Genomic DNA, 22,296 nt, shown 5'->3' on the forward strand with positions numbered 1-22,296 from the left:
TGTCCCTTATTCAGCGGCGGAAGTAATCTTCGACGTTCTGGAAGGCGCGCAGACCCTCCGGCGTCGCGATACGGATCGGGTCGTGCTCCCCGGTCACCGGCCCGCGCCATGCCGAGGCGCGCAGCGGCGTCACGGTGTATTCGGCCCGCGGATCAAGGACGTGGGGGACGTTGGCGATCACCACGATCACGTCCATCTCGGCGCGCAGGACCACAGTGCGACCGGGCTGGAACGGGCCGACCTCCGGCGTGATCGCTCCGTCAGCCTCGATCTTCGTACCCTTGAACAACGTCACACACGGATGCACGTCGCGGCGGCCGAGGCCGTGCTTGGCTGCGCCGAGCAGGAAGCGATCGCGGCCGCTGGGGTGGATGCCAGAGTTGCGACCTTCCCCGTATTTCAAGAGGTTGGTGGCCGAGTTTGATGTTCCGCAGAAAGTGTCGTGCGTACCTGCATCATCAGCGACGATGCTCATCATCACGCGGCCCATGTCGGACAGCAGCAGCTTGCCCTGGCCAAGATAGGCATTCCACTGGACCTTCACCGTATCCGCCACGTTGAGGCGTTCGGTCGGCATCTCGGCGTTGAACAACAGGATCGACGCACAGGCATCGCCCTTCACATCGATCAACCGCAGCCGTGAACCGCGCGTCAGGCGCCGCGTGGCATAGCCGCCCGCCGCGATGGTTTCCTCCCACACGAGGTCGGCGGCATCGACGCCCTCGGGCAGATCGTCAGCCACAGGGGGCAGCATGGGCATGCTCTCGACCACGGTGCCGCCCTGGGCGCGCGCATGGTCGCGAGCGGCGAGCGGATCGGCCAATGTTTCGGTCATGAATGCGCTCCGATATTCTTGAAGTCGTCTCCGCTCTGATCGTAGAGCGGCGGCAGGAGGGCGGTGGTGGTGACCAGCTCAAGCTGCTGCACCCCGCGCACCCGGCGGATGGCGTCGCACAGTTCCTTCAGCCGCACGGCTGGACCCTGCACGAGAAGAACTTCGAGGGACTGATCATCCTCCAGCACGACATGCTGAGAGGAGATCACTTCTTTCAGGTAACTCGCCTGCGTCTGGGAGAGCAGGTGCCGCACGCGGCCCCGCTCGCTGCGGTATACAAGGGTGATGGTCCCTGCGAGCATCTCTTCAGGCCGCATCAGCGAACCGTGCTCGGCCAGAGCATGGCGGATCAGTTCGGCAATGAGTTGCGAGCGGGAAGGCAGGCCGCGTTCCGCCACCATCATGTCGAGCTGTCTGAAGAGGTCTGCCGGGAGGCTCATGCTGAGCCGCGCCAGGCTTGCGGAATCGGAGCCCATGCCCATTCTCTTTTCAGTTATTACGTTTTACGTCAATCGTAATATTTTCATTTTCTTCTGAAGACGCTTCTGCGCGTTCGCGCATCGGGAGGTCGTAGACCACGGTGGCGCCGAAACGGTGCGGTGCGTGCGGATCGTGGCGGCGCTTGTCGAGCGCGAGGACGCGGGTGCCCAACGTGAATGCCTCGCGAATGTCGTGCGTGACCATCACGATCGTCAGCGAATACTTGCGCCACAGATTGCGGATCAGCGCATGCATATCGGCTCGGATACCGGGGTCGAGCGCGCCGAACGGCTCGTCCAGCAGCAGGATGCGCGGACGCTTTACCAGGGCCTGCGCGATCGCTAGACGCTGCTGCATCCCGCCCGACATCTGCGCGGGATAAAGGTCAAGACTGTGGCCAAGGCCCACCGCTGTCAGCATCTCGGTCGCTTCCTCTTGCGCCGCGCGGCGGGCGCTGCCGAACAAGCGGCCAAGCACGGGGGCCTTCTCGCACTCGACCCCGAGGATCGTGTTGCGTAGCGCAGAAAGGTGCGGAAACACCGAATAGCGCTGGAACACGACGCCGCGATCCGGCCCGCATTCGGGTTTGAGCGGCGTGTCGTCGAGAGTGATGACGCCCCGGCTTGGTCCCTCCTGCCCGAGAATCAGGCGCAGGAAACTGCTCTTGCCCGCACCCGAAGGGCCAACGACGGAAACGAAGGCGCCTTCCTCGATATCGAGGTTCAGCTTTTCAATGATGATCCGGTCGCCATATTCGACCCAAACGTCGCGGAAGCTCAGGAGCGTGCTCAATGGCTTTCTCCATGTGCCCAAGGAAACAGCCTGTGGCTGAGGAAGGTGAGCGCCGCATCCATGACGATGGCCAGCAGTGCGATCCACGCTACGTAAGGCAGGATCACGTCCATCGAGAGGTAACGGCGGACAAGGAAGATGCGGTAGCCAAGCCCGACGTCCGACGCGATCGCCTCGGCAGAGATCAGGAACACCCAGGCCGGGCCCAGCGCAAGACGGATGGCGTGAAGCAGGCGCGGCATGGCTTGCGGCAGGGCGACGCGGATCATCACCTGCCAGCTGTTCGCACCCAGCGTCAGCGCCTTGATCACCTGCTCCTTTGGCAGCGCGGAAACGTGGGCGGCAATGTCGCGGATCATGACCGGGGCAATGCCGATGACGATCAGCGCCACCTTGGCCGTTTCACCAAGGCCCAGCGCGATGAACAGGATCGGCAGCAGCGCGATCGGCGGGATCACCGCGATGCCGGTGACGAGCGGGCCGAACGTGGCGCGCACCGGCGGCAGCACACCAAGCGCAAGCCCCACCACCAGGGCCATCAGGGTCGATATGCCAAGGCCGATGCCAAGGCGCTGCAGGCTGGCAAGCGTGTCCGCCCAGAACACCAGTTGTCCGGTAAGCTGATCGGGTACGAAGAGCAGCGCCGCCATACTGTCGGCCATCGCACCGGGCAGCGGCAGGATCTTGTCAGCCGGGTTCACCGCATGGCGGCTCGCGGCCATGACGATGTAGACCAGCAGCAGCAACAGGATCGGCGTGGCACCCAGGAGCACCCGCCCCCCTCGCCCGACCTGACGATTCACCCAGCGCATTGTCGTGATCCCACCTGTGGAGTCTTGTGTTTATCCCGCCCCGCCACCGCGACCCTCTCGCAATGGCGGACCGCTTTCAAAGCTTACCGTCGGCGGCCATCTTCATGAAGCTGTCGTCGAAGCGCAGCGTCACGTTCTGCGCATCGCCCAGCGTCTTGCCGCCAGGGAAGGACATGCCCACCGCGTCGGCCGAGCTGGCGCCCTTGAACAGTCCCTTGGAGAAACTGAAATCGCGCACGCGGGTCATCGTGGTGACAAGCGCGGGCGCATCGGCTGCGGCGACGGCGGCCTTCGGATCGGAATAGAGGAAAGTGGTGCTCAGCTGGCTGTCGAACGATTCCGGCGTGGCCCCTGCCAGCTTGGCCATGGCCGCGCGGGCGGCTTTGCCTTCTGCATCCTGGCGCGTCATCAGCGCGGTCGTTTCGTACCAGATGCCTGCCAGCGCCTTGCCCAGATTGGGATTGGCCTTCAGCGTAGCGGTATCGACGCAGAGCAGGTCGAGGATTTCGCCCGGAATGTCGGCCGAACTGAACACCAGCTTCGCGCCCGGCTGCGCCTTCATCGCATTGAGCTGCGGGTTCCACGCCACCGCGACCTTGACGTCGGGGCTGGCAAAGGCCCCGACGATATCGGCATCGCCGGTATTGACCGTCTTCACGTCCTGCATCCGCAGGCCGACAGAGTTCAGTCCACGTGCCAGCAGATAATGCGACACCGAAAGTTCGACGAGATTGACCGACTGACCCTTGATCGCCTTGAGGTCACCGGCGCCTTTCATCAGAATTCCATCGTTACCGTTGGAATAGTCTCCGACGATGATCGCACTGGTGTCCTTTCCACCGGCTGCAGGGATCGTCAGCGCATCCATGTTGGCCACCGTCACGCCGTCCAGTTTGCCTGCGGTGTACTGGTTCACCGATTCGACGTAATCGTTGACCTGGACGATATTGATCTTCAGCCCGTACTTGTCGGCCCACTTCTTCACGATACCGGCTTGCTGGGCATAGGGCCAAGGCATCCAGCCCGCGTAGATCGACCACCCGATATTGAATTCGGTACGGTTGGGTGCTTCGCTCGGCGCCTGCGAACAGGCGGCGGTGAGAAGTGCCCCCGGCATCACGGTGGCCATCAGTGCGGCCTTGGCAATGCTGCGGATCGATACGATCATGACTCGGTCCCCTTTCGCATTGCAACATTGCTGCGATTCGGGCCGCTGTCCATCGAAAATTATTACGACGTTCGATTTTTGTAATACTTTCGCGCACTATGGCGCTTGTGCATCATGCGGGCGCCGTCAGGCTGCCACTTCATCTTTCGGCTGCTGTTTGCCCGGGATCTCGGAAACCCTGGCAGCGACCTCGTCCTGCTCGTGGAGCGGCGGCAGCAGCGCGGTGGTGGTAACCAGCTGCAGTTGATGCACGCCGCGAATGGCCCGCAGCGCATCACACAATTCCTTCAGCCGCTCTGCCGGTCCCTGCACCAGCAACACTTCCATCGACTGGTCATCTTCGAGGAACACATGTTGCGACGAAATGACTTCCTTCAGGTATTCCGCCTGACTTTGCGCCAGCTGGTGGCGCACCCGCCCCTTGTCGCCGCGATAGACCAGCGTGATCGTGCCAGCCAGCATCTCTTCCGGCCGCGTCGTCGCCTCATGTTCGGCCAGCGCGTGGCGGATCAGTTCGGCGATCAGCTGCGAACGCGAAGGCAGCCCACGTTCCTCCACCATCGCGTCCAGCTGGCGGAACAGGTCTGCGGGAAGGCTCATGCTGAGACGGGCAAGACTGGCGGGATCGGTGCTCAAGCGGCGCCCCTTTTTGGATCATCGTGAATCGCGAAACGTATCCTGTCGCACGAGCGGCAAGACCCCTCCCCTATACCAAGCGCGCGGCCGTTGACAGCGCCAGATCGACCATCCGTGATACTGCACTTGCACAATAATAATACTATTGTCACATTTTGTAATATCGATAAGCTGTCCTGCGATAGAGCTGGGGGCCACTCTCCGGCAGCCATCGAGGGGGCAATCCTTGGCACGCACTCCCACCCGCAATACCGGGTTTTCCGGCAGTTCCCAGGCCGCTACCGGGCGCGCCTATCCCAATGGCAATCCGGCGCTCGGCTACAACCCGCCCGGCGTGCGCAATACCGACAGCGCATTGCCGCTGCACCGCAACAAGCCGGTAGTCCACAATTATGCGTGCGATGGCCCCGCGGCGGGAAGCCTTTCGTTCCGCTGGACTTACGGGTCCAACGTGGCGGCCAGGAATCGCGACCCGCGCGTGCAAGTGGTGCAGTACAACGAGGATACCTTCGTGCTGCGCCAGAACGTGTGCATCCACTGGGAAGCGCCGTTCACGTACCTTCTTTTCGGCAACAAGGGCGCGCTGCTGATCGATACCGGCGCTACTACCAACGCCGCGCACTATCCGCTGCGCGAAACGGTGGACGCCATCATCGCGCGCTGGGGAAAGGCGCGGGGGCGCGCAAAGGTGCCACTGACGATCGCGCTTACCTCGGCAGAGGATATCGCTCAGAATCAGGGTCTTGTGCAGTTCGCGGACCGGCCTGATACTACCATCGTGCCCAAACCGACGGCCCTGATGCAACGCGCATACGGCATCGCCGGCTGGCCTTCCGGCACCGGCAGGATCGACCTTGGCGACCGGGCGATCACGGTGATCCCGACGCCGGGCACGCACAAGGATGGGGTCAGCTTCTACGATCCCTACTGCGACCTGCTGTTCACCGGCGACCTACTGTTTCCTGGCAAGATCAACATCGGCAAGGATACCGACTTCGTCGCCTCGCTTGAGCGGCTCAAGGCTTTCGCCGCCGCCAATCCGGTGAAATGGCTGCTGGGCGGGCACATCGAGATGATGTTCGTCCCCGGCAAGTATTACCCGCGCTTCGCCACATTCAAGCCTTACGAACGCGTGCTCGAAATGACGCCGGACCTCATCGACGAGGCGCTGGACGCCGCGCGCGCGGTGCAAGGCAAGGACATGATGCTGATCCGCCCGGATTTCGTGCTGTTCAACGGCGTCAGCCCCGACCAGCGCACGTCCGTCTGGCCCGAAGGCGTACCCAACATCCGCGCCCCGCACCCGTTCTGACGCCTCATTTCGCGCAAGGAAAACCGCACCGTGGATCGCCGCTCTTTCCTCACCTACAATGCCGCCGTCGCCGCCGTACCGCTGACCGGCGCGGCGCTTACGTCCCTCTCGAACGCGGCTGTTGCCGCGACGCGCCCACCGCCGATCGACTTCAAGGCAAACCTGCCCGCAGCCGGCAGCTTCCCGGACAAGTGGATCTGCGGGTCGTCTTCGTGCATGGACAACACCGACCCGCCGGTGCAGGTCCACTGGTACAACCCGCACACCGCGATCCTGCGCCAGAACAAGGCCTACAGCTACGAAGCCCCGTTTGCGCCGCTCTATTTCGGCAATGACCGCGTGCTGCTGCTGGATGAAGGCTATGTGCAGCTGCGCAACGATTATGACCTGCGCGCCGTCGTCGACCAATGCATTGACGACTGGTGCCGACGCAACGGCCGCGACCCGGCAAGCATGGAACTGCTGGTAGCTTTCAGCCACCTTCACGACGATCACTATGCAGCGACCAACCAGTTCGCGGACCGGCCGGGCACCCGCTACATGGGCCTGACGCACGAGGAGATGGTCGGCTTCTGGGGCATGACCAACTTCCCGGAGGAACGGGTAACGCTGGACCTTGGCGGGCGCGATATCCTGATCTGGGGATCGCCGGGCCACGTCGTCTCCGAATTCGCCTATTACGACAGTTACACGCAGATCCTCTATACCGGCGACATGTTCTATCGCGGGCGCTGCTACATCAGCTTCTGGGAGCCCTGGTACGACAGCATGAAGCGCTTGATCGCCTTTTGCGACACGCACCCGGTCACGCACGTCATGGGCTGCCACGTCGAGATCAGCAGGGACGGCGAGGATTACGCCTACGGCATGACCTATCAGCCGGACGAAGCACCTGTGCAGATGAGCGTGCAGCAACTGCGAGAGGCGTGGGACTATGCGCAGAAGATTACGAAGCCGGGCATCTACTTCACCGGCACCGTGTTCCTGTGCAACCAGACGCGCGGCACGACGACGATCGACAAGAATCCGTACCGCTATTCGTGAAAGCCGATTCGGCCGCGAGCAGACCTGCTCTGCGGCGAAGGGCGAATGGTGCGATCGTGTTACTCCTGCATCAGAAAACGACCGTACCGCGCGATATCGCACCGCTCGTCGCCAAAAGATACCAACGCCAAATTAATACGCTTGACGAGAAACGTAATATCCATACCGTGTGCCATATCGCCTGGCAGAGCGAAGAAACGGGGAGAGAGAATCTTGTAACGGCAGGCCGGTCAACCGGTCTGGATGGGGGGTTTTCGATGGAACAACTGCCAGTCAGCAAAACGGTTCTTGCAGGGGACGCGCCCGGCACGGCTTTTGTCGCCGACGACGCGGGCACCGTGAAACAGCAGCTCTTCAACCTTGTGCCGCCGGCCTTCGTCGCCGTGGTCGTCGCATTCTGGGCCTTCGCGCCCAAGGCGCTGACCGAAAACGGCTGGACGATCATCATTACTTCCGCACTGATCACGATTTTGGTGCAGGGGCTGGAGTTCGTGAACGAGCGGCACGCCGGATGGCGGATGAACTGGCGCGAATTCTTCACCGACCTGTTCTACGTGGTGCTGAGCGCGACCGTCATTTCATGGACGTCGAACGCGCTTGCCGAGGAACCGCTCAAGGCGATCAAGGCATCGTTGGGCATCACCACCCAATGGGCAATGCACCTGCCCTGGCTGCTGCAGGTGGCGCTGGTGATCTTCCTGATCGAATTCGGCCAGTACTGGATGCATCGCCTGATGCACAATTCTACGCCGTTCTGGCTCACTCATGCGCCGCATCACCACATCACCCAACTGAACGCAGCCAAAGGTGCGGTGGGCAACCCGATCGAACTGTTCCTCATCAGCCTGAGCGTGGTGGCACTGTTCGACATTTCGCTGACCGCACTGTTCTGCGCTTTCAACGTGCTGGGCGTGGTGTCCACGTTTGCTCATGCCAACGTGCGCGCCGATCCGCCGAAATTCTATTCCTTCGTATTCACTACGATCCGCCACCACAGCCTGCACCACTCGACCGATTACGAGAGCACGCGCTGCAACTACGGCAATTCGCTTATCCTGCTGGACCGCGTGTTCGGCACCTACAAGGAAGGCGAGGCCAGCGTGGTCGGGCAAGACGATCTGAAGCGCCTGTCAATCCGGGAACAGTTCCTGTTCCCATTCCAGCCCCTGATCGACCGCATCAGGGCAAGACATGCCGACGCGGCACAATCGGCTGGCTGAGCCGCAATATAGATCAAGGTATCACGGGAGCGAACCCTCGGCGAACAATCCAAGGCCGGGGACAGTGCAAGTGCGTCGGCGCAACATCCGTCAAGCGATGGCCGGCGCGTGAATGAGGGTCCTCACATCCAACCCACCGGGCGCGACCAAGGAGCGGGCCGGGCATGGGGCATGTCAACCGAAACTGGGGAAGCACATGACATATCGCGCGAAATTGAGAGCGGGGCTGCTGTCCGCCACGATGATAACCAGCACGGCGCTCGCCGTTCCCACCATGGCGCAGGAAGCCGCCGCATCGTCTGCCGGAGAGGGCGACGCCATCATCGTTACCGGCACCCGCCGCGCCACGACGATCATGGACACGCCGATCAACATCTCCGCGCTCGGCGCCGAAGAACTCGCCCGCCAGCGGATCGACGACGTGCGCGATCTGGCCGATTTCACGCCCGGTATGACCATATCCGACACCGGCCCCGGCGGGACCGGCAGCATCGTGTTGCGCGGCCTCAACGCATCGGACACCGATTCCACCGGTTCCAATTATGATGACTCGCTCGGCGTGTACCTGGGCGAAGTTCCGCTCTATTACGACTTCAAGCTGCTCGATATCGAGCGCGTGGAGACGCTGCTTGGTCCGCAAGGCACGCTCTACGGCCTCGGTACGCTGGCGGGCGCGATCCGCTATATCCCCAACCGCCCCAGCACCGATGCCTACGAGGCCGAGGCGCACGGCCGTCTCTACACCAAGAGCCACGCGGTCGACCTTGGCTATCAGGTGGACGGGATGATCAACATCCCGATCGTGAAAGACCACATCGCCTTCCGGTCATCAACCGGCTACTATTACGACCCCGGCTTCATCGATTATCCGTTCCTGATCAACGAGCCGGGCGTTTCCAACCCGCAGCCCAACGGCACCGAGCGGCCGACCGGCGATGCCTACAACGCCAACCTTCACAAGCGCGAGGATCTCAACTTCGAGAAGACCTTCACCACGCGCAACCAACTGCTGCTGCAGACCAGCGAAGACCTCAAGGTCATCTTTACTTACGCATTCCAGCGCACCAAGACCGACGGCGCGCAGTCCAACAGCGCAGGCGTGCTGGGATCGGGCAGGTACGAGAACGCAAGCCGCTATGCAGAGCCGGTGAACCGCCGCGCGCATCTGGCCAGCATGGAAATCAACGCCAACATCGCGGATATCGCGGACCTTGTATCGACGACAGCGTACACCAACGTCCACACGCGGTCGCAAGCAGACAACACCGACCTGCTGCTGGACCTCGACTATGGCTATGAAGGCTTTTCGGCGTTCTCCAGCTGGAACGAATCGTTCGGTCGGCGCAAGCAGGTCAACCAGGAGGTCCGCCTGGTTTCGCGGCACGGCGGTCCGTTCAACTGGGTTCTCGGCGGGTTCTACAACGAACAGAAGTACCACAACGACTATGCAGAGCACACACCGGGCCTGGCCGACCTGAGCACCAATCCCGATGAGCTGGAATATGTCAGCTATACCAAGTCGAAGGTGACCGAAAAGGCCATCTTCGGCGAAGGAACCTTGCGCATCGTTCCGCAATGGCAGGTTACCGGCGGCGCGCGCTACTTCAAGTACACCTCCAACGTGCAGGGTGCGCTGGTGCTTCCGCTGCTGGGCGATCCACTCAGCCCTTATGATGTGGATGCTGCGGGCGGCAACGCCAAGCAGGACGGCTGGGTCTGGAAGTTCAACACCTCCTTCAACTTCACCCCCGACCTCATGCTTTATGCGACTTACAGCAAGGGCTATCGCATTGGCGGCCCCAACCGCGTCGCGCCCTGCCCTAACCCTGTCCCGCCTGATCAGCAAAACGCCTGCGCTCTTCCAAACGAAGTCCAGTATGGCCCCGACAAGACAAGAAACGCGGAAATCGGTGTGCGCATGCAGCTGCTCGACCGCAAGCTGACCTTCAACTTCGACGTCTTCCACATCAAGTGGGACGGCATCCAAGTGGACTCGGCGACGTTTTATGGCGTTACCGGCATCACGGTGAATGGCGGCTCGGCCAAGTCTCAGGGCTTCGAAACCTCGTTCCAGTTCAAGCCGATCCCGGCACTGACGATCCAGGGCACTTACTCGTATACAGACGCCAAGCTGACCGAGGATGTACCGGGGATCATCACCATCCGTCCGGTTCCGGGCTACTACGGTCCGTACAAGTCGGACGAGAACCCCGACCTGCCCGCCAAGTTCACGCAAATCGACGCTCTCGACGGGGATCGTCTGCCGGGTTCGGCAAAGAACCAGGGCAGCCTTGGTGCAACGTACACCGTTCCGATGGGCGAAGGTGTGTTCAGCGCCAACTGGACCGCGACCTATCGCGGCAACGTGGTGTCGCGCCTTGGCTGGGATCGGGGCTATGGCACCAAGATTCCGGGCTACGTGCTGCACCGTGCGACGCTGTCCTACGATACGGACAAGTTCAGCGTCAGCCTCTTCGCCAACAACATCTTTGACAAGTACGCCATCGCCTCGGTCGGTCAGGACCGTTCGCGCATCGGCGTAAACGATGGTGTGGCCGTTCGCTACTATCGTGAGACGGTGATCAATCCACGCACCGTTGGCGTGGAAGCCCGCATCAAGTACTGAGCATGAAACGAAGCGCCCTTCCCCACAACGGGAGGGCGCTTCGGCACCCTGCCCCTAAACCGCCATGCCTTGCGCCTGTAGCCACGCCTGTATCGGCTGCAACGCTGCTTCGTGAGCGCGCCAGCGGTCCACCGCGTCGGCATTGATCGGCCGCCGGACCTGTGCGGCACTGGGCGTCGCCACAGCGGCGCTGTTCTTGTGGAAGGACAGGCAGGCGTTGTCCCAGTCCAGCCCGCAATGAGCCAGCAGCCGCCGCGTCTCGCCTTCCTGATCGGAAACGAGCGCCTCGTAGGACAACTGCAACACCCGGCCCGGCAGCAAGCCCTCCCACATCGCCATCAGCCGATCGAAGCGCGCATAATACTGCGCGATGTCCATCAGGTCATAGGAATAGGCGTAATAGGCCGATCCGCTGGCGAACAGGTTCTTGTAGTTGCTCCAGATCGTGTCCATCGGATTGCGCCGCAGGCACACGATCCGGGCATCGGGCAAGGCCCGCGCGATGTGGCCGACATAGAGGAAATTGGCCGGAAGCTTGTCTGTAAACCTGGGCTTCACGCCCGCGACATGATTGGCGGCACGCGCGAGATAGGCCGAGCCAACCGCCTGCGCATCCAGCCCCGCGCTCGCCTTCGCGGTCTGTGCATCAATGACCCGGCGCGAGGGTGTGCCGGCGAGCTGCTTCACCGCCAGCGGCATCGCCTGCAGTTCCCCTGCCGCCTCTACTTCGCGGTGAGAGGAAAGGATGCGGTCGACCAGAGTGGTGCCGGTGCGCGGCATGCCGACAATGAAGATAGGCGCGGGGCCGGAATGGCCCGTTCCGGCCGGCAGACCCGCGCCGCCGAAAACTGCCTCAATCGCATCGAATATCTCGGCATCCTGCGCGAAATTGTAGCCGATGGCGCGCTTGTGCGCATCGTTGGCCGCGGACAGGTGCCGGAAAGCCTCCGCGGCGTTGCCGACATCTTCATGCTCCTTCGCCAGCGCATAACGGATGCGCAGGGCATCGTGGGGCTCCGGCGCGGCTGCCAGCGCGGCTTCGAGGCGAGGGACATGATTCGACTGCGCCGTCTGGCGCGAAAGGATGGAAAGCGCATAGTGCGTCCGCGCATTGCCCGGATCGGCGGCAAGGATCGCCTCATAATGCCCGCGCGCGTCCTCCACCATGCCGGTGAAGCCACATGCGGACGCAAGGTTGTAGCGATAGTCGAGGTTCCACGGCTCTGCCGCCACCGCCGCCGTGAACGGGGCTAGCGATCCCCCATGGTCGCCCAGCCGGGCAAGAACGCAGCCAATCGTGTCGAACGTGCGCGCATCGGTGGGGGCGCCCTTCGAAGAAAGGGCCATCGCCTGCGTCGCAGCCTCTGCCGCCTCTCCATCCCGCCGCAGCAGGATCAAAAGCCGCGCCAGTTGCGCCAGATGTTCTGCGTGCGGCCCACGCGCTACCGCCGCTTCAAGCAGTGGCACCGCTCGCGCAATCTGCCCTGCTTCCGCCGCCACGATGCCCAGCAGGAAGAAGCCGGCAGGATCATCCGGGCTGCCTTTCGCCAGCGCCCCCGCCGCTGCCGCTGCCGCCTGTAAAGCCCCCTGCCGCAGCGCCTCTCTTGCCTGTGCTTCAAGCGTCACGCGCGACCGATCGTCAGACGAGGGAATGTGCAGGTCATCGATGTGGCCGCGACTTTCATTCTGGAACAGATGGCCAAGCCTAACCAGGCCGCGCGCACCTGACAATCGCGCCAATCACCGCAGCCGCCGCATCGGCACCCGGATTTCCGCTACGAGCCCCCCGTCCTTCGCATTGCGCAAAGTAACGACACCTCCGAAAGTCGCGACTTGCGCCTGCGCGATCGTCAGGCCGATACCCGTGCCGGTTCCTGTGCTCGTGGAAAGACGACGAAACGGCTGGAAAGCGTTTTCAATTTCTTCATCAGGCAGGCCGGGGCCGCGGTCGGCGACCTGGATGACAAGATTACCTCTCTCGATCATGCAGCACAATTGCGCCGAACCACCGTATTTCAGCGCGTTGTCGACAAGGTTGGCCAGCGCGCGACCCAGCGCGTTGGGCTTTACCCACGCCTCCACTCGCGTCTGTTCGACGAAGGTCACCTCGCGGCCTACTTCCGCATAATCTTCGGCCAGCGCGGAGAGCACGGAATTGACGTCGATCACCGCCCACGGCTCGCGCACTTCGTTGCTGCGCGCCAGATCAAGGCCATCGCGCACCATCTGCTGTGTCGCGGCAAGATCTGCGACCAGCCTTTCCCGCAGCGCCTCATCGTCCACTTGTTCCAGACGAAGGCGCAGCCGGGTCAGCGGCGTTTGCAGATCATGCGTGACGGAGGCGAGGATCTGCGTACGTTCGCGCAGGCCCTCACGCACGCGCTCCTGCGCAAGGTTGAAGGTTTCCAGCGCGGCGCGCACCTCGCTCGGCCCCTTGACGGGGATGGGTTCAAGATCGCCCGCGAGCGAGAATTGCCGCGCCGCCCTTTCCATGCGCCGCAGCGGCGCGGTGGCAATCCGCGCAGTCAGCAGGCCCAACAGGGCGCCCGCAATGACGATAAGTTCAAGATAAGGCGGCCCCACCGGGGGCTGGCCGCGGTCGGGGTTTGGCAGCAAGTCCACGACGAAGCGCCGCTCCACCCCTTGCGCATTGACGTATCGCACGAGCCAGCAATCCGGCAGCGGATCGGTGTTCATCCCCGCCGCCGGGGGATAGCGCACGAAAGTGGAGAAGCATTCCGGTCGCTGCAGCTTGCGCACCTTTGCCGGATACCCCAGCCGGTCGCTCAGGCTGCGCGACAAAGCCGGATCCCACCCGCTTGCAGCCATTGTCGCATCGGCCTTGTGCGCGCCAAGGATGAAGTGGGAATCCAGCCACTTGTCGGTGCGCTCCGGCGCCAGTTCATAGCGGCGGGCAATATCGACCGCACTGGCCATGCCGGATTCGTGCTGCCTTTGAACGAAGGCGTTGTCCTTCCAGGTCTGAGACACGTGCAGCGCGAAAAGGGTAGAGGCCGGCATCCCGATCACCAAGATCAGCGTCAACCGCCCCGCCAGCGACGAAGGATAGGCCCGCAACCAGCGCAGGATATCGCGCAACCGCCCCGGACGGGGAGCCGAACAGGCCGTCACCGTTGTCGGCTCATTCGAACGAGACCGGCCCTGGCAGCACGTAGCCTTCGCTGCGCACCGTGAGGATCAGATCCGTTCCGCCCTGCACGCCCGCAAGCTTCTGGCGCAGGCGGCTGATCTGGATGTCGATGGTGCGGTCGAAAGCCACCGTCGCGCTGCGTTCGGGCAGCAGTTCCTCGCGCGACAGGACGCGGTTGGGCGCTTCCACGAACTGCCGCAACAGCCGGTATTCGGCGGAGGACAGCATCACCAGCCGGTCATCGTCAGTCGCCAGGCGGCGCTGGTGCAGGTCAAGCCGCCAGGGACCGAACCGCGCAAAACGGGCCCCGCGCGGGCGCCCCTGATCCACCACGCGGGCGCGGCGCAAAAGGTTGCGCACTCGCGCCAGCAGTTCGCGCGGTTCGAAGGGCTTGGTCAGATAATCATCGGCGCCAAGTTCCAGCCCCAGCACGCGGTCGATCGCATCGTCGCGCGCGGTCACCATCATGATCGCCCCCTGATGGCCGGACGCGCTCAGTTCGCGGCACAAGTCCAGCCCGTCCCCGTCCGGCAGGTTCAGGTCCAGGATCAGGAGGTCCACGTGCCGCTGTTTCAGGATCGCACGCAGTTCGGCCACGGTGCCCACGGCCTCAACCTCCTGTGGCTCGCGCGAGAGCTGGCCGATGATGAGTTCGCGAATGTCGGGATCGTCTTCGAGGATGACGATGCGCCCATTGGCTACGGGGGCTGTTGCGGTCATGGGATGGGTCTAATCCGCTTCGGTTTCCTTGTCTGCCCCAAGATACATGGCGCGACATTTGGTTGCACGACGCAACACGCCGAAACGCGCCGAGGCTTGCCCGCACGGCCCCCTCGGCAGGATACGGCGCCCAAACAAGTTCCTCGTTAAAGGAGCCTTCGGGTTGCAACCTTCCATCCGGCATCTTGCCGTAGCTTCCGCCCTTGCGCTTGCCACCGTCATGACCGCCGGGTGCGGGGGGCAGTCGGCACCGCAGCAGCAGGCCGTCGAGGTCGGCGTGGTCACCCTGACAGCGCGGCCGGTAACCGTATCGACTTCGCTTTCAGGCCGCACCGCCGCCACCGCCGTCGCCGAGGTGCGCCCGCAGGTGGACGGCATCATTCAGGCGCGATTGTTCACCGAGGGTTCGGTGGTTAAGGCCGGACAGCCGCTCTACCAGATCGACCCGAGGCTCTACAAAGCTACGCTCGACACCTCGCGCGCGCAGCTGGAGAACGCACAGGCCACGCTCTACAGCGCCCAGGCCAAGGCCCGCCGCTACGGTACGCTGGGCGAGGCTGACGCGGTGAGCGCGCAGGACCGAGACGAAACCATCGCCTCTGCCCGCGCTGCAACCGCATCGGTGCACCAGTATCAGGCAGCGATCCGCACGGCACAGGTCAACCTTGGCTTTACCCGCGTCTACGCGCCGATCACCGGGCGCATCGGCCGCTCGGCCTTCACGCAGGGGGCGCTCGTCACTTCCGGGCAATCGGATGCGCTGGCCACGATTCAGCAACTCGACCCGATATTCGTAGACATCACCCAGTCATCTGCCGACCTGCTGAAACTGCGCAAGAGTCTGGCCAAGGGCACCATCATGCCCGCCGGCACATCGGTAACGCTGACGCTGGAAGACGGCACGCAGTACCCGCAGCAGGGCACCGTTGAATTCAACGAGGTCAACGTCGACCCGGAAGCCGGCACCGTTACCCTGCGCGCGAAATTCCCGAACCCCGACGGGCTTTTGATGCCCGGCATGTTCGTTAAGGTCGACACCCCGCAGGGCACCGTGCGCAGCGCCATCCTGGCCCCGCAGCAAGGCATCTCTCGCGATGCTAAAGGCAACGGCGTCGCGCTTGTCGTGAATGCACAGGGCAAGGTGGAGCAGCGCTCGGTCGTGGTCGGGCAGGCAATCGGCGACAAGTGGCTGATTTCCAGCGGCCTCAAGGCCGGAGACCGGCTGATCGTGGAAGGCACCGACAAGGCGCGTGCAGGTGCCAGCGTCAAGGCCGTGGCCGCGAAGCTGGACCAGTAACGCCATGAACATCAGTCGCTATTTCATCGACCGGCCGATCTTCGCCTGGGTCATCGCCATCGTGGTCATGATGGCCGGCATCGGCGGGATCATGAGCCTGCCCGTGTCCCAGTACCCGGACGTCGCCCCGCCGTCTGTCAACATCAGCGCCACGTATCCGGGCGCATCGGCGCAGACGCTGGAGAACTCGGTCACGCAAGTGATCGAGCAACAGCTGACCGGGATCGACAACCTGCTCTACTTCTCGTCGAGTTCCGACAGCTCCGGCTCGGCCTCGGTCACCGCGACTTTTGAGAAGGGCACCGATCCCGACGTGGCGCAAGTGCAGGTGCAGAACAAGGTTCAGCAGGCGAACTCGCGCCTGCCTAGCCAGGTTCAGCAGCAGGGCCTGACCGTCACCAAGTCCAATTCCGACATGGTGCTGGTCGTCGCGCTCTATGACGAGAGCGACAAGACATCGTCGAGCGACGTTGCCGACTACCTCGTCTCCAACTTCCAGGACGACCTTGCCCGCGTGAACGGCGTGGGCGGCGTGCGCGTGCTCGGCTCGCAATATGCCATGCGCATCTGGCTAGACCCCGCGAAGATGCAGGCGCGCCAGCTCATCCCGTCCGACGTCCAGAGCGCCCTCACCGCGCAGAACGTCGACTTGTCCGCCGGCCAGCTCGGCGCGCAGCCGCTGGCGAAGGGCCAGCAGCTCAACGCCGTCGTCAAGGCAAAGTCGCGCCTGCAGACGCCCGAGCAGTTCCGCGCGATCGTCGTCAAGACGCTGACGGACGGCTCCATCGTGCGCCTGTCGGACATTGCCACGGTCGAGATGGGCCAGGAAAGCTATACGGTTAACGGGCGGATGAACGCCCATCCGGGCGCAGGTATCGGCATCCAGCTTGCCTCGGGCGCGGACGCACTCAAGACTGTCGCCGCCGTCAAGGAACGGGTCAGCGAACTGTCGCAGAGCCTGCCCGAAGGCTACAGGATCGCCTACCCGCGCGACACCAGCGACTTCGTCAAGCTGTCGATCGAGGAAGTAATCGAGACGCTGCTGATCGCGGTCGTCCTCGTCGTGCTGGTGATGTACGCCTTCCTGCAAAGCTGGCGCGCCACACTGGTGCCGGCCGTGGCCGTGCCGGTGGTGCTTCTCGGCACGTTCGGTATTCTTGCCGTACTGGGCTATTCGATCAACACGCTGACACTGTTCGCCATGGTCCTTGCCATCGGCCTGCTGGTCGATGACGCCATCGTCGTGGTCGAGAACGTCGAGCGGCTGATGCACGAGCAGAAACTCAGTCCCTACTACGCCACCGTCCAGTCGATGGAGGAGATCGGGTCCGCCCTCGTCGGTATCGCGCTGGTGCTTTCTGCGGTGCTGCTGCCGATGGCGTTCTTCGGCGGATCAACCGGCGTGATCTATCGCCAGTTCTCGATCACCATCGTCTCGGCCATGGGTCTTTCCGTGCTCACGGCGCTGATCCTGTCCCCGGCGTTGTGCTCGATGCTGCTCAAGGCCAAGGTCGAAGACGATCGTGGCGCCCGTGAACCCGCGCCTGGCCTGCGCGGCATGCCGCTGAGGGCCAAGCGCAGGCTCGACCGCGCATTCGGCCGCTTCAACGACTGGTTCGAACTTATGACCGGCCGCTACGTGGCGGTGACCGAGCGCGCGATCGCACGGCGGCGCTGGTGGCTGGTCGGCTATGTTGCGGCGATCCTTGTCATCATCGTACTGTTCGTCCGCCTGCCCTCCGGCTTCCTGCCGACCGAGGATCAGGGGCAGGTCATGGTCGTCTACCAGCTGCCTGCGGGCGCTACCGCAGAACGTACCGACAAGGTGCGCAAGGAAATCGAGGAGGCCTTTGCCTCAGAAGGCAGCAACGTGCGCGTGCTGTTCGCCATCGCCGGTTTCAGCTTCTCGGGCTCCGGCCAGAACGCAGGGATGGGCTTCGCCAGTCTGGCGCCCTTCTCCGAACGGACCGACCCCAGCCAGAACGCCGCCGCGATCAGCGGACGGCTGATGGGCAAGCTGTCGAAGATCCGCGACGCGCAGGTCTTCGTCATGACCCCGCCCTCCATTCAGGGGCTTGGCCAGTCGAACGGCTTCACGTTCCAGTTGCTCAATTCCTCGAACATGGACCATGACAAGTTCGTCTCCCTGCGTGACAAGCTGATCGCGGCCGCCAATCAGGATCCGAAACTCTCGCAGGTCCGTGCCTCCAGCCTGCCCGACACCCCGCAGTTCGACATCACCTTCGACGATGCCAAGCTTTCGGTCCTCGGCCTAAGCGTGGACAACGCGACGGATACGCTCAGCACCGCATGGGGAGGCACTTACGTCAACGACTTCATCGACAGGGGCCGCGTGAAAAAGGTCTATCTGCAGGGTCAGGCGGATTCGCGCATGCTGCCTAGCGACCTCGACAAGTGGTTCGTGCGCTCGACTTCGGCGACCAATGCCGACGGCACCAGCAAGATGGTCCCATTCTCCGCCTTCACGACGATGAAGTGGGAAACCGGCCCGAACGGCCTGTCGCGCTTCAACGGTCGCTCTTCCTACCAGATCGAGGGTAGCGCCGGTTCCGGCTACAGTTCGGGCGATGCGATGGCCGAAATGGTGGCGTTGCAGCAGAAGCTGGCGCCGGGCACCAGCTATGCGTGGAGCGATCTTTCGTACCAGCAGAACCAGTCGAGCGGGCAGGCTCTTTACCTTTACGTGCTATCGGTTGCGGTCGTGTTCCTGTGCCTTGCAGCACTTTACGAAAGCTGGTCGGTGCCGCTGGCGGTGCTGCTGGTGATCCCGCTCGGCGTGCTGGGCGCGGTAGTCTGCGTGGCTGCGCGTGGGCTGGAGAACGACATCTATTTCCAGGTCGGCCTGCTGACCACCATTGGCCTTGCCGCAAAGAATGCGATCCTGATCGTGGAATTCGCGGAAACCGCGCGGCGCGAAGGGCGTGACATGCTGCACGCTGCATTGGAAGCGGCGCGCGTGCGCCTGCGCCCGATCATGATGACCTCCATCGCGTTCATGGCCGGCGTCGTGCCCCTTGCCATCGCCACCGGAGCGGGCGCGCAGGGGCGCATCGCCATCGGCACCGCCGTGTTCGGCGGCATGCTGACCGCGACCGCGCTCGCCATCTTCTACGTGCCGATGTTCTTCTTCGTCGTCGCCCGCGTCTTCCACCGCAAGGACGCGACGACCGCACCGGCCACCCCTGCCGAGGACCAAGTCTGATGCGCCCCTTCCTGATCTCGACACTGGCGCTGGCAGCGGCCCTTTCCGGCTGCAACATGGCGCCCAAATACATCCGTCCCGAAGCCGCAACACCCGCGCAGTGGCCACAGGGCGCCGCCTACCAGCCCCTGCAGTCGGGAGAGGCGGGGATGCCCTGGCGCACGCTCTTTTCCGATCCGCGACTGCAGGCGGTGATCGAGCGGGCGCTGGTCAACAACCAGGACTTGCAGGCAAGCCTTGCCAACGTCGCCTCAGCACGAGCGCAGTACCGCGTCGAACGTTCATACCAGCTGCCCTCGGTCACGGCCGGTGCAGACGCCAGTGCAACGCATGGGGTGAACTCTACACAGTTCACCAACCAGAGCTACAGCGCGAACATAGGCTTCAGCGCGTTCGAGCTGGACCTGTTCGGCCGCCTCAAGAACCAGAGTCGCGAGGCGCTGGAAACCTATCTCGGCACCGAATCCGGCTATCGCTCCGCACGGTTGACGCTGGTGGCCAACGTGGCGACCGCTTACGTTACCCTTGCTTCCGACCGCGACCTTCTTGCGCTGGCCCAGCGAACGCGCGACAGCGGCCAGCGATCGGTCGATCTTACGCGCTCGCTGTTCAGATCCGGCCTGACGAGCGCGGCCGATCTTGCTTCTGCCGAAACGACGCTGGAACAGGCGAACTCGGACATCGCAGCGCAGACCACTCAGGTCGCGCAGGACCGCAATGCGCTTGAACTGCTGGTCGGCGGCCCGGTAACGGACGCCGAGTTGCCCGCATCGCTGACCGACCTCGATACCCGGATCGGCAAGGTGCCTGCGGGCCTCTCCTCCGATGTCCTGCTGCGCCGCCCTGACGTGGTGGAGGCCGAACACAACCTCAAAGGCGCCTATGCCCAGATCGGCGCGGCACGGGCGGCGTTCTTCCCGACGATCTCGCTGACGTCAGCCATCGGCCTTGCCAGCACCGCGCTGGGCGACCTGTTCACCGGCGATGCCTTCAACGTCAACGGCTCGGACAGCGCCAGCCTGCCGTTGCTGGGGGGGACAAACAGGGGCAACCTCGAATACGCCAAGGCACAGCGGGAATATTACCTTGCGACGTATCGTTCCACGGTACAGTCGGCATTCAAGGACGTCGCCGATGCGCTCGCCCGGCGCGGCACGATCACGACGCAGCGCACCGCGCAGGACCGCCTCGTCGCTGCCGGACAGAAAAGCTACGACCTCGCCGATGCGCAGTACCGCGCCGGGACCGACACGTTCCTCAACGCACTGGTCGCCCAGCGGGCGCTCTACGGCTATCAGCAGACACACATCTCCACCGTGCTGGCGGACCTGACCAACCGCATTACCGTCTACAGCGCAATCGGCGCGGACGAGAGCCTCTCCGCGCCGGTGGCCAGTCAGTAATTCACGTAAACCGGATTGGTCATGAACAGGCGTTGTTCGCCGTCACGCAGTTCGAAGCGAACCCAGTGACGGCCGCCATCGAATGCCCATCGCAGCGCGATATCCTGCCGCGCCTGCGCCAGACTGTCGACCGACAGCGCCGGTTCGATCCGGCCATCCACCAAGCCGACGAGCTTGCGTCCCTTGCCGCCCGTCACGGTAAGCTTGAGCGCGAGTTCCCCGCCCTGATCCAGCGCGAAACTGTCTCCCACGGTGCCGTCCTTGCCGCCTGCGCTGGCGGTCAGGTCGAACGCAATGCCGGGCTTTCCCGTCATGTCGATCATGACATGCCCCGCCTTGACCGCATCAAGGATGGCCCGCTCCGACAATTCGGAAGCAAGAACCAGTGTGGCCGGGAAGCCTACCCCCAGGCGACCGAGGGTGACGTCATGGTTGTCGCTGCCGCCGATGGCAGTGATGCGTCGCCCGGTCGCAAGCTGCTTCTCCCAGATGGTCACGTCGCCCCCGGCATCGCCGCCGCCCAGTTGCTTCCATAGGTTGCCGCTGTTCATCACCTCGATCGCGTCGGTCATGGCGTAAGTCGCCTCCGGCGCGCTCCATCCGCAGCCACGGCAGCGGTAGTCAGTGGGCGAACCGGGATGGTTGATCGAAAAAAGCGCGCCCGTGGCATGTGATCGTTCGATCATCGTTGCCATGTCCGGCATCGCCCTCTCGCCAAGGCGGTGGTCGACATATTCGGTGGTGCCGAAGATATTGGCATGCCCCTGCTCGGTCGTCATCTCGCGCCCCGGAATGAGCAGGAGATCGTCGTAGTAGGGCTGCAGTTCACGCATCGTGCCATACAGCGCGACGTTGTTGTGATCGGTGATCGCGGCGAAATCGAGATGCGCGTCCAGAGCCGCATCTGCGGTGCGATAGAGCGGGCACGGCACGTTGCGCCCCCGATGGCTGGTGCAGAAGCCGTCGCTGTGCCCGGTGTGGAGATGGAAGTCTCCACGATACCAGCGTGTGCCCTTCACCAGCGGTTCGGGCGAGAAGGTCGAGGCGGCGGGTACTTCACCTTGGCGCCAGAACCAGATCTTCGCGGTGTAGCGCGACGTTACGCCCTCGCCGATGAACGATACGCCAAGGTCAAGCGACCAGCGGCGACCGCCCACCGGGCCGGCGATGTAGGATGGCGTGGCGTTGTTCTCATCGATGACGACCGTGTGCTTGTTGCTGCCGCTCCAGCCCCGGAACGCCTTGCCATCGAACAGGCCCAGGTTGATGACGGTCTTGCCGTCGGGCCTTGTGTATTCGTACTCGACCCCGATCCGGGTGACGCCGGAGGGCACGTCGAACGGGACGGAGACGTTGCTCTGGTAGTCGGAACGGTCAACCGTTCCGGTCAGGACGAGGTCGGGCTTTTCGTGCCCGACCGCCAGGGGAACCTTGTCCCATGCAGGCAGATCCTGCGCGGCCCTGTCCTGTGCGACGGCCTGGTGCGACCCGAGGGCTATTGCGGCCATTCCGATGAACGGAAGAATGCGGCCAAGGATGCTGGTCATGATATTCCCCTGACGGTTACAGGCACCGAA

The 22,296-nt window shown here is 63.5% G+C and carries 17 protein-coding genes; 7 read left to right on the forward strand and 10 right to left on the reverse strand.

Features of this window, described 5'->3' with window-relative positions:
* Positions 1-10 precede the first annotated feature (10 nt).
* From A8V01_RS00955 to A8V01_RS00980, 6 genes are all read right to left on the reverse strand, one after another.
* Positions 11-835 (reverse strand): urea amidolyase associated protein UAAP1, encoded by an 825-nt coding sequence (locus tag A8V01_RS00955; protein ID WP_103094076.1) that lies wholly within the window; start codon positions 833-835, stop codon positions 11-13.
* Positions 832-1,311, reverse strand: a complete 480-nt coding sequence (locus tag A8V01_RS00960) for a CopG family ribbon-helix-helix protein (protein WP_211294924.1) — start codon at positions 1,309-1,311, stop codon at positions 832-834. The genes A8V01_RS00955 and A8V01_RS00960 overlap by 4 nt, the downstream gene beginning before the upstream one ends.
* A 13-nt stretch (positions 1,312-1,324) precedes the next feature.
* Positions 1,325-2,107 (reverse strand): ATP-binding cassette domain-containing protein, encoded by a 783-nt coding sequence (locus A8V01_RS00965; RefSeq protein ID WP_103094078.1) that lies wholly within the window; start codon positions 2,105-2,107, stop codon positions 1,325-1,327.
* On the reverse strand, positions 2,104-2,919 hold the full coding sequence (locus tag A8V01_RS00970) for an ABC transporter permease (protein ID WP_103094079.1): 816 nt from the start codon (positions 2,917-2,919) through the stop codon (positions 2,104-2,106). The genes A8V01_RS00965 and A8V01_RS00970 overlap by 4 nt, the downstream gene beginning before the upstream one ends.
* A 76-nt stretch (positions 2,920-2,995) precedes the next feature.
* Entirely contained in the window at positions 2,996-4,087 is a 1,092-nt protein-coding gene (locus tag A8V01_RS00975) for a putative urea ABC transporter substrate-binding protein (RefSeq protein ID WP_103094080.1), read from the reverse strand.
* 126 nt (positions 4,088-4,213) lie between these two features.
* Complete coding sequence (locus tag A8V01_RS00980) at positions 4,214-4,687, reverse strand: CopG family ribbon-helix-helix protein (protein WP_103094081.1); 474 nt, start codon at positions 4,685-4,687, stop codon at positions 4,214-4,216.
* 262 nt (positions 4,688-4,949) lie between these two features.
* Between A8V01_RS00980 and A8V01_RS00985 the strand changes: the two genes are divergently transcribed.
* The 4 genes from A8V01_RS00985 (at position 4,950) to A8V01_RS01000 (ending at position 10,925) form a co-directional block, all read left to right on the forward strand.
* Positions 4,950-6,035, forward strand: coding sequence for an MBL fold metallo-hydrolase (locus A8V01_RS00985; protein ID WP_103094082.1), 1,086 nt, complete (start codon positions 4,950-4,952; stop codon positions 6,033-6,035).
* Positions 6,036-6,065: 30 nt separating this feature from the next.
* A complete protein-coding gene (locus A8V01_RS00990) occupies positions 6,066-7,079 on the forward strand; it encodes an MBL fold metallo-hydrolase (RefSeq protein WP_103094083.1) in 1,014 nt (337 codons plus the stop codon).
* Between the two features lie 257 nt (positions 7,080-7,336).
* On the forward strand, positions 7,337-8,299 hold the full coding sequence (locus A8V01_RS00995; protein WP_103094084.1) for a sterol desaturase family protein: 963 nt from the start codon (positions 7,337-7,339) through the stop codon (positions 8,297-8,299).
* Positions 8,300-8,495: 196 nt separating this feature from the next.
* Positions 8,496-10,925 (forward strand): TonB-dependent receptor, encoded by a 2,430-nt coding sequence (locus A8V01_RS01000; RefSeq protein ID WP_103094085.1) that lies wholly within the window; start codon positions 8,496-8,498, stop codon positions 10,923-10,925.
* A 54-nt stretch (positions 10,926-10,979) separates the two neighbouring features.
* On the opposite strand, the gene A8V01_RS01005 is transcribed toward A8V01_RS01000, so the two are convergent.
* The 3 genes from A8V01_RS01005 to A8V01_RS01015 form a co-directional block, all read right to left on the reverse strand.
* Positions 10,980-12,551 carry a sulfotransferase family protein gene (locus tag A8V01_RS01005; RefSeq protein ID WP_170065792.1) on the reverse strand — a complete coding sequence of 524 codons (1,572 nt, stop codon included), beginning with the start codon at positions 12,549-12,551 and terminating at the stop codon, positions 10,980-10,982.
* A 114-nt stretch (positions 12,552-12,665) separates the two neighbouring features.
* Entirely contained in the window at positions 12,666-14,057 is a 1,392-nt protein-coding gene (locus A8V01_RS01010) for an ATP-binding protein (RefSeq protein ID WP_245892195.1), read from the reverse strand.
* A gap of 10 nt (positions 14,058-14,067) precedes the next feature.
* On the reverse strand, positions 14,068-14,796 hold the full coding sequence (locus A8V01_RS01015) for a response regulator transcription factor (RefSeq protein WP_103094086.1): 729 nt from the start codon (positions 14,794-14,796) through the stop codon (positions 14,068-14,070).
* Positions 14,797-15,016: 220 nt separating this feature from the next.
* Here A8V01_RS01015 and A8V01_RS01020 point away from each other — a divergent pair, with 220 nt between their 5' ends.
* Genes A8V01_RS01020 through A8V01_RS01030 form a run of 3 tightly spaced genes read left to right on the forward strand, consistent with a single transcriptional unit; the run spans position 15,017 to position 20,719 of the window.
* Positions 15,017-16,093 carry an efflux RND transporter periplasmic adaptor subunit gene (locus tag A8V01_RS01020; protein ID WP_103094189.1) on the forward strand — a complete coding sequence of 359 codons (1,077 nt, stop codon included), beginning with the start codon at positions 15,017-15,019 and terminating at the stop codon, positions 16,091-16,093.
* Between the two features lie 4 nt (positions 16,094-16,097).
* The gene (locus A8V01_RS01025; RefSeq protein WP_103094087.1) at positions 16,098-19,316 is read left to right on the forward strand and encodes an efflux RND transporter permease subunit; all 3,219 of its coding nucleotides are present in this window, start codon (positions 16,098-16,100) and stop codon (positions 19,314-19,316) included.
* Entirely contained in the window at positions 19,316-20,719 is a 1,404-nt protein-coding gene (locus tag A8V01_RS01030; RefSeq protein ID WP_103094088.1) for an efflux transporter outer membrane subunit, read from the forward strand. The genes A8V01_RS01025 and A8V01_RS01030 overlap by 1 nt, the downstream gene beginning before the upstream one ends.
* Here A8V01_RS01030 and A8V01_RS01035 read toward each other — a convergent pair.
* On the reverse strand, positions 20,713-22,266 hold the full coding sequence (locus A8V01_RS01035) for a CehA/McbA family metallohydrolase (RefSeq protein ID WP_103094089.1): 1,554 nt from the start codon (positions 22,264-22,266) through the stop codon (positions 20,713-20,715). The two genes, A8V01_RS01030 and A8V01_RS01035, sit on opposite strands and share 7 nt — an antisense overlap.
* Positions 22,267-22,296 lie beyond the last annotated feature (30 nt).

The organism is Novosphingobium guangzhouense, from assembly GCF_002896965.1.
GTDB lineage: Bacteria > Pseudomonadota > Alphaproteobacteria > Sphingomonadales > Sphingomonadaceae > Novosphingobium > Novosphingobium guangzhouense.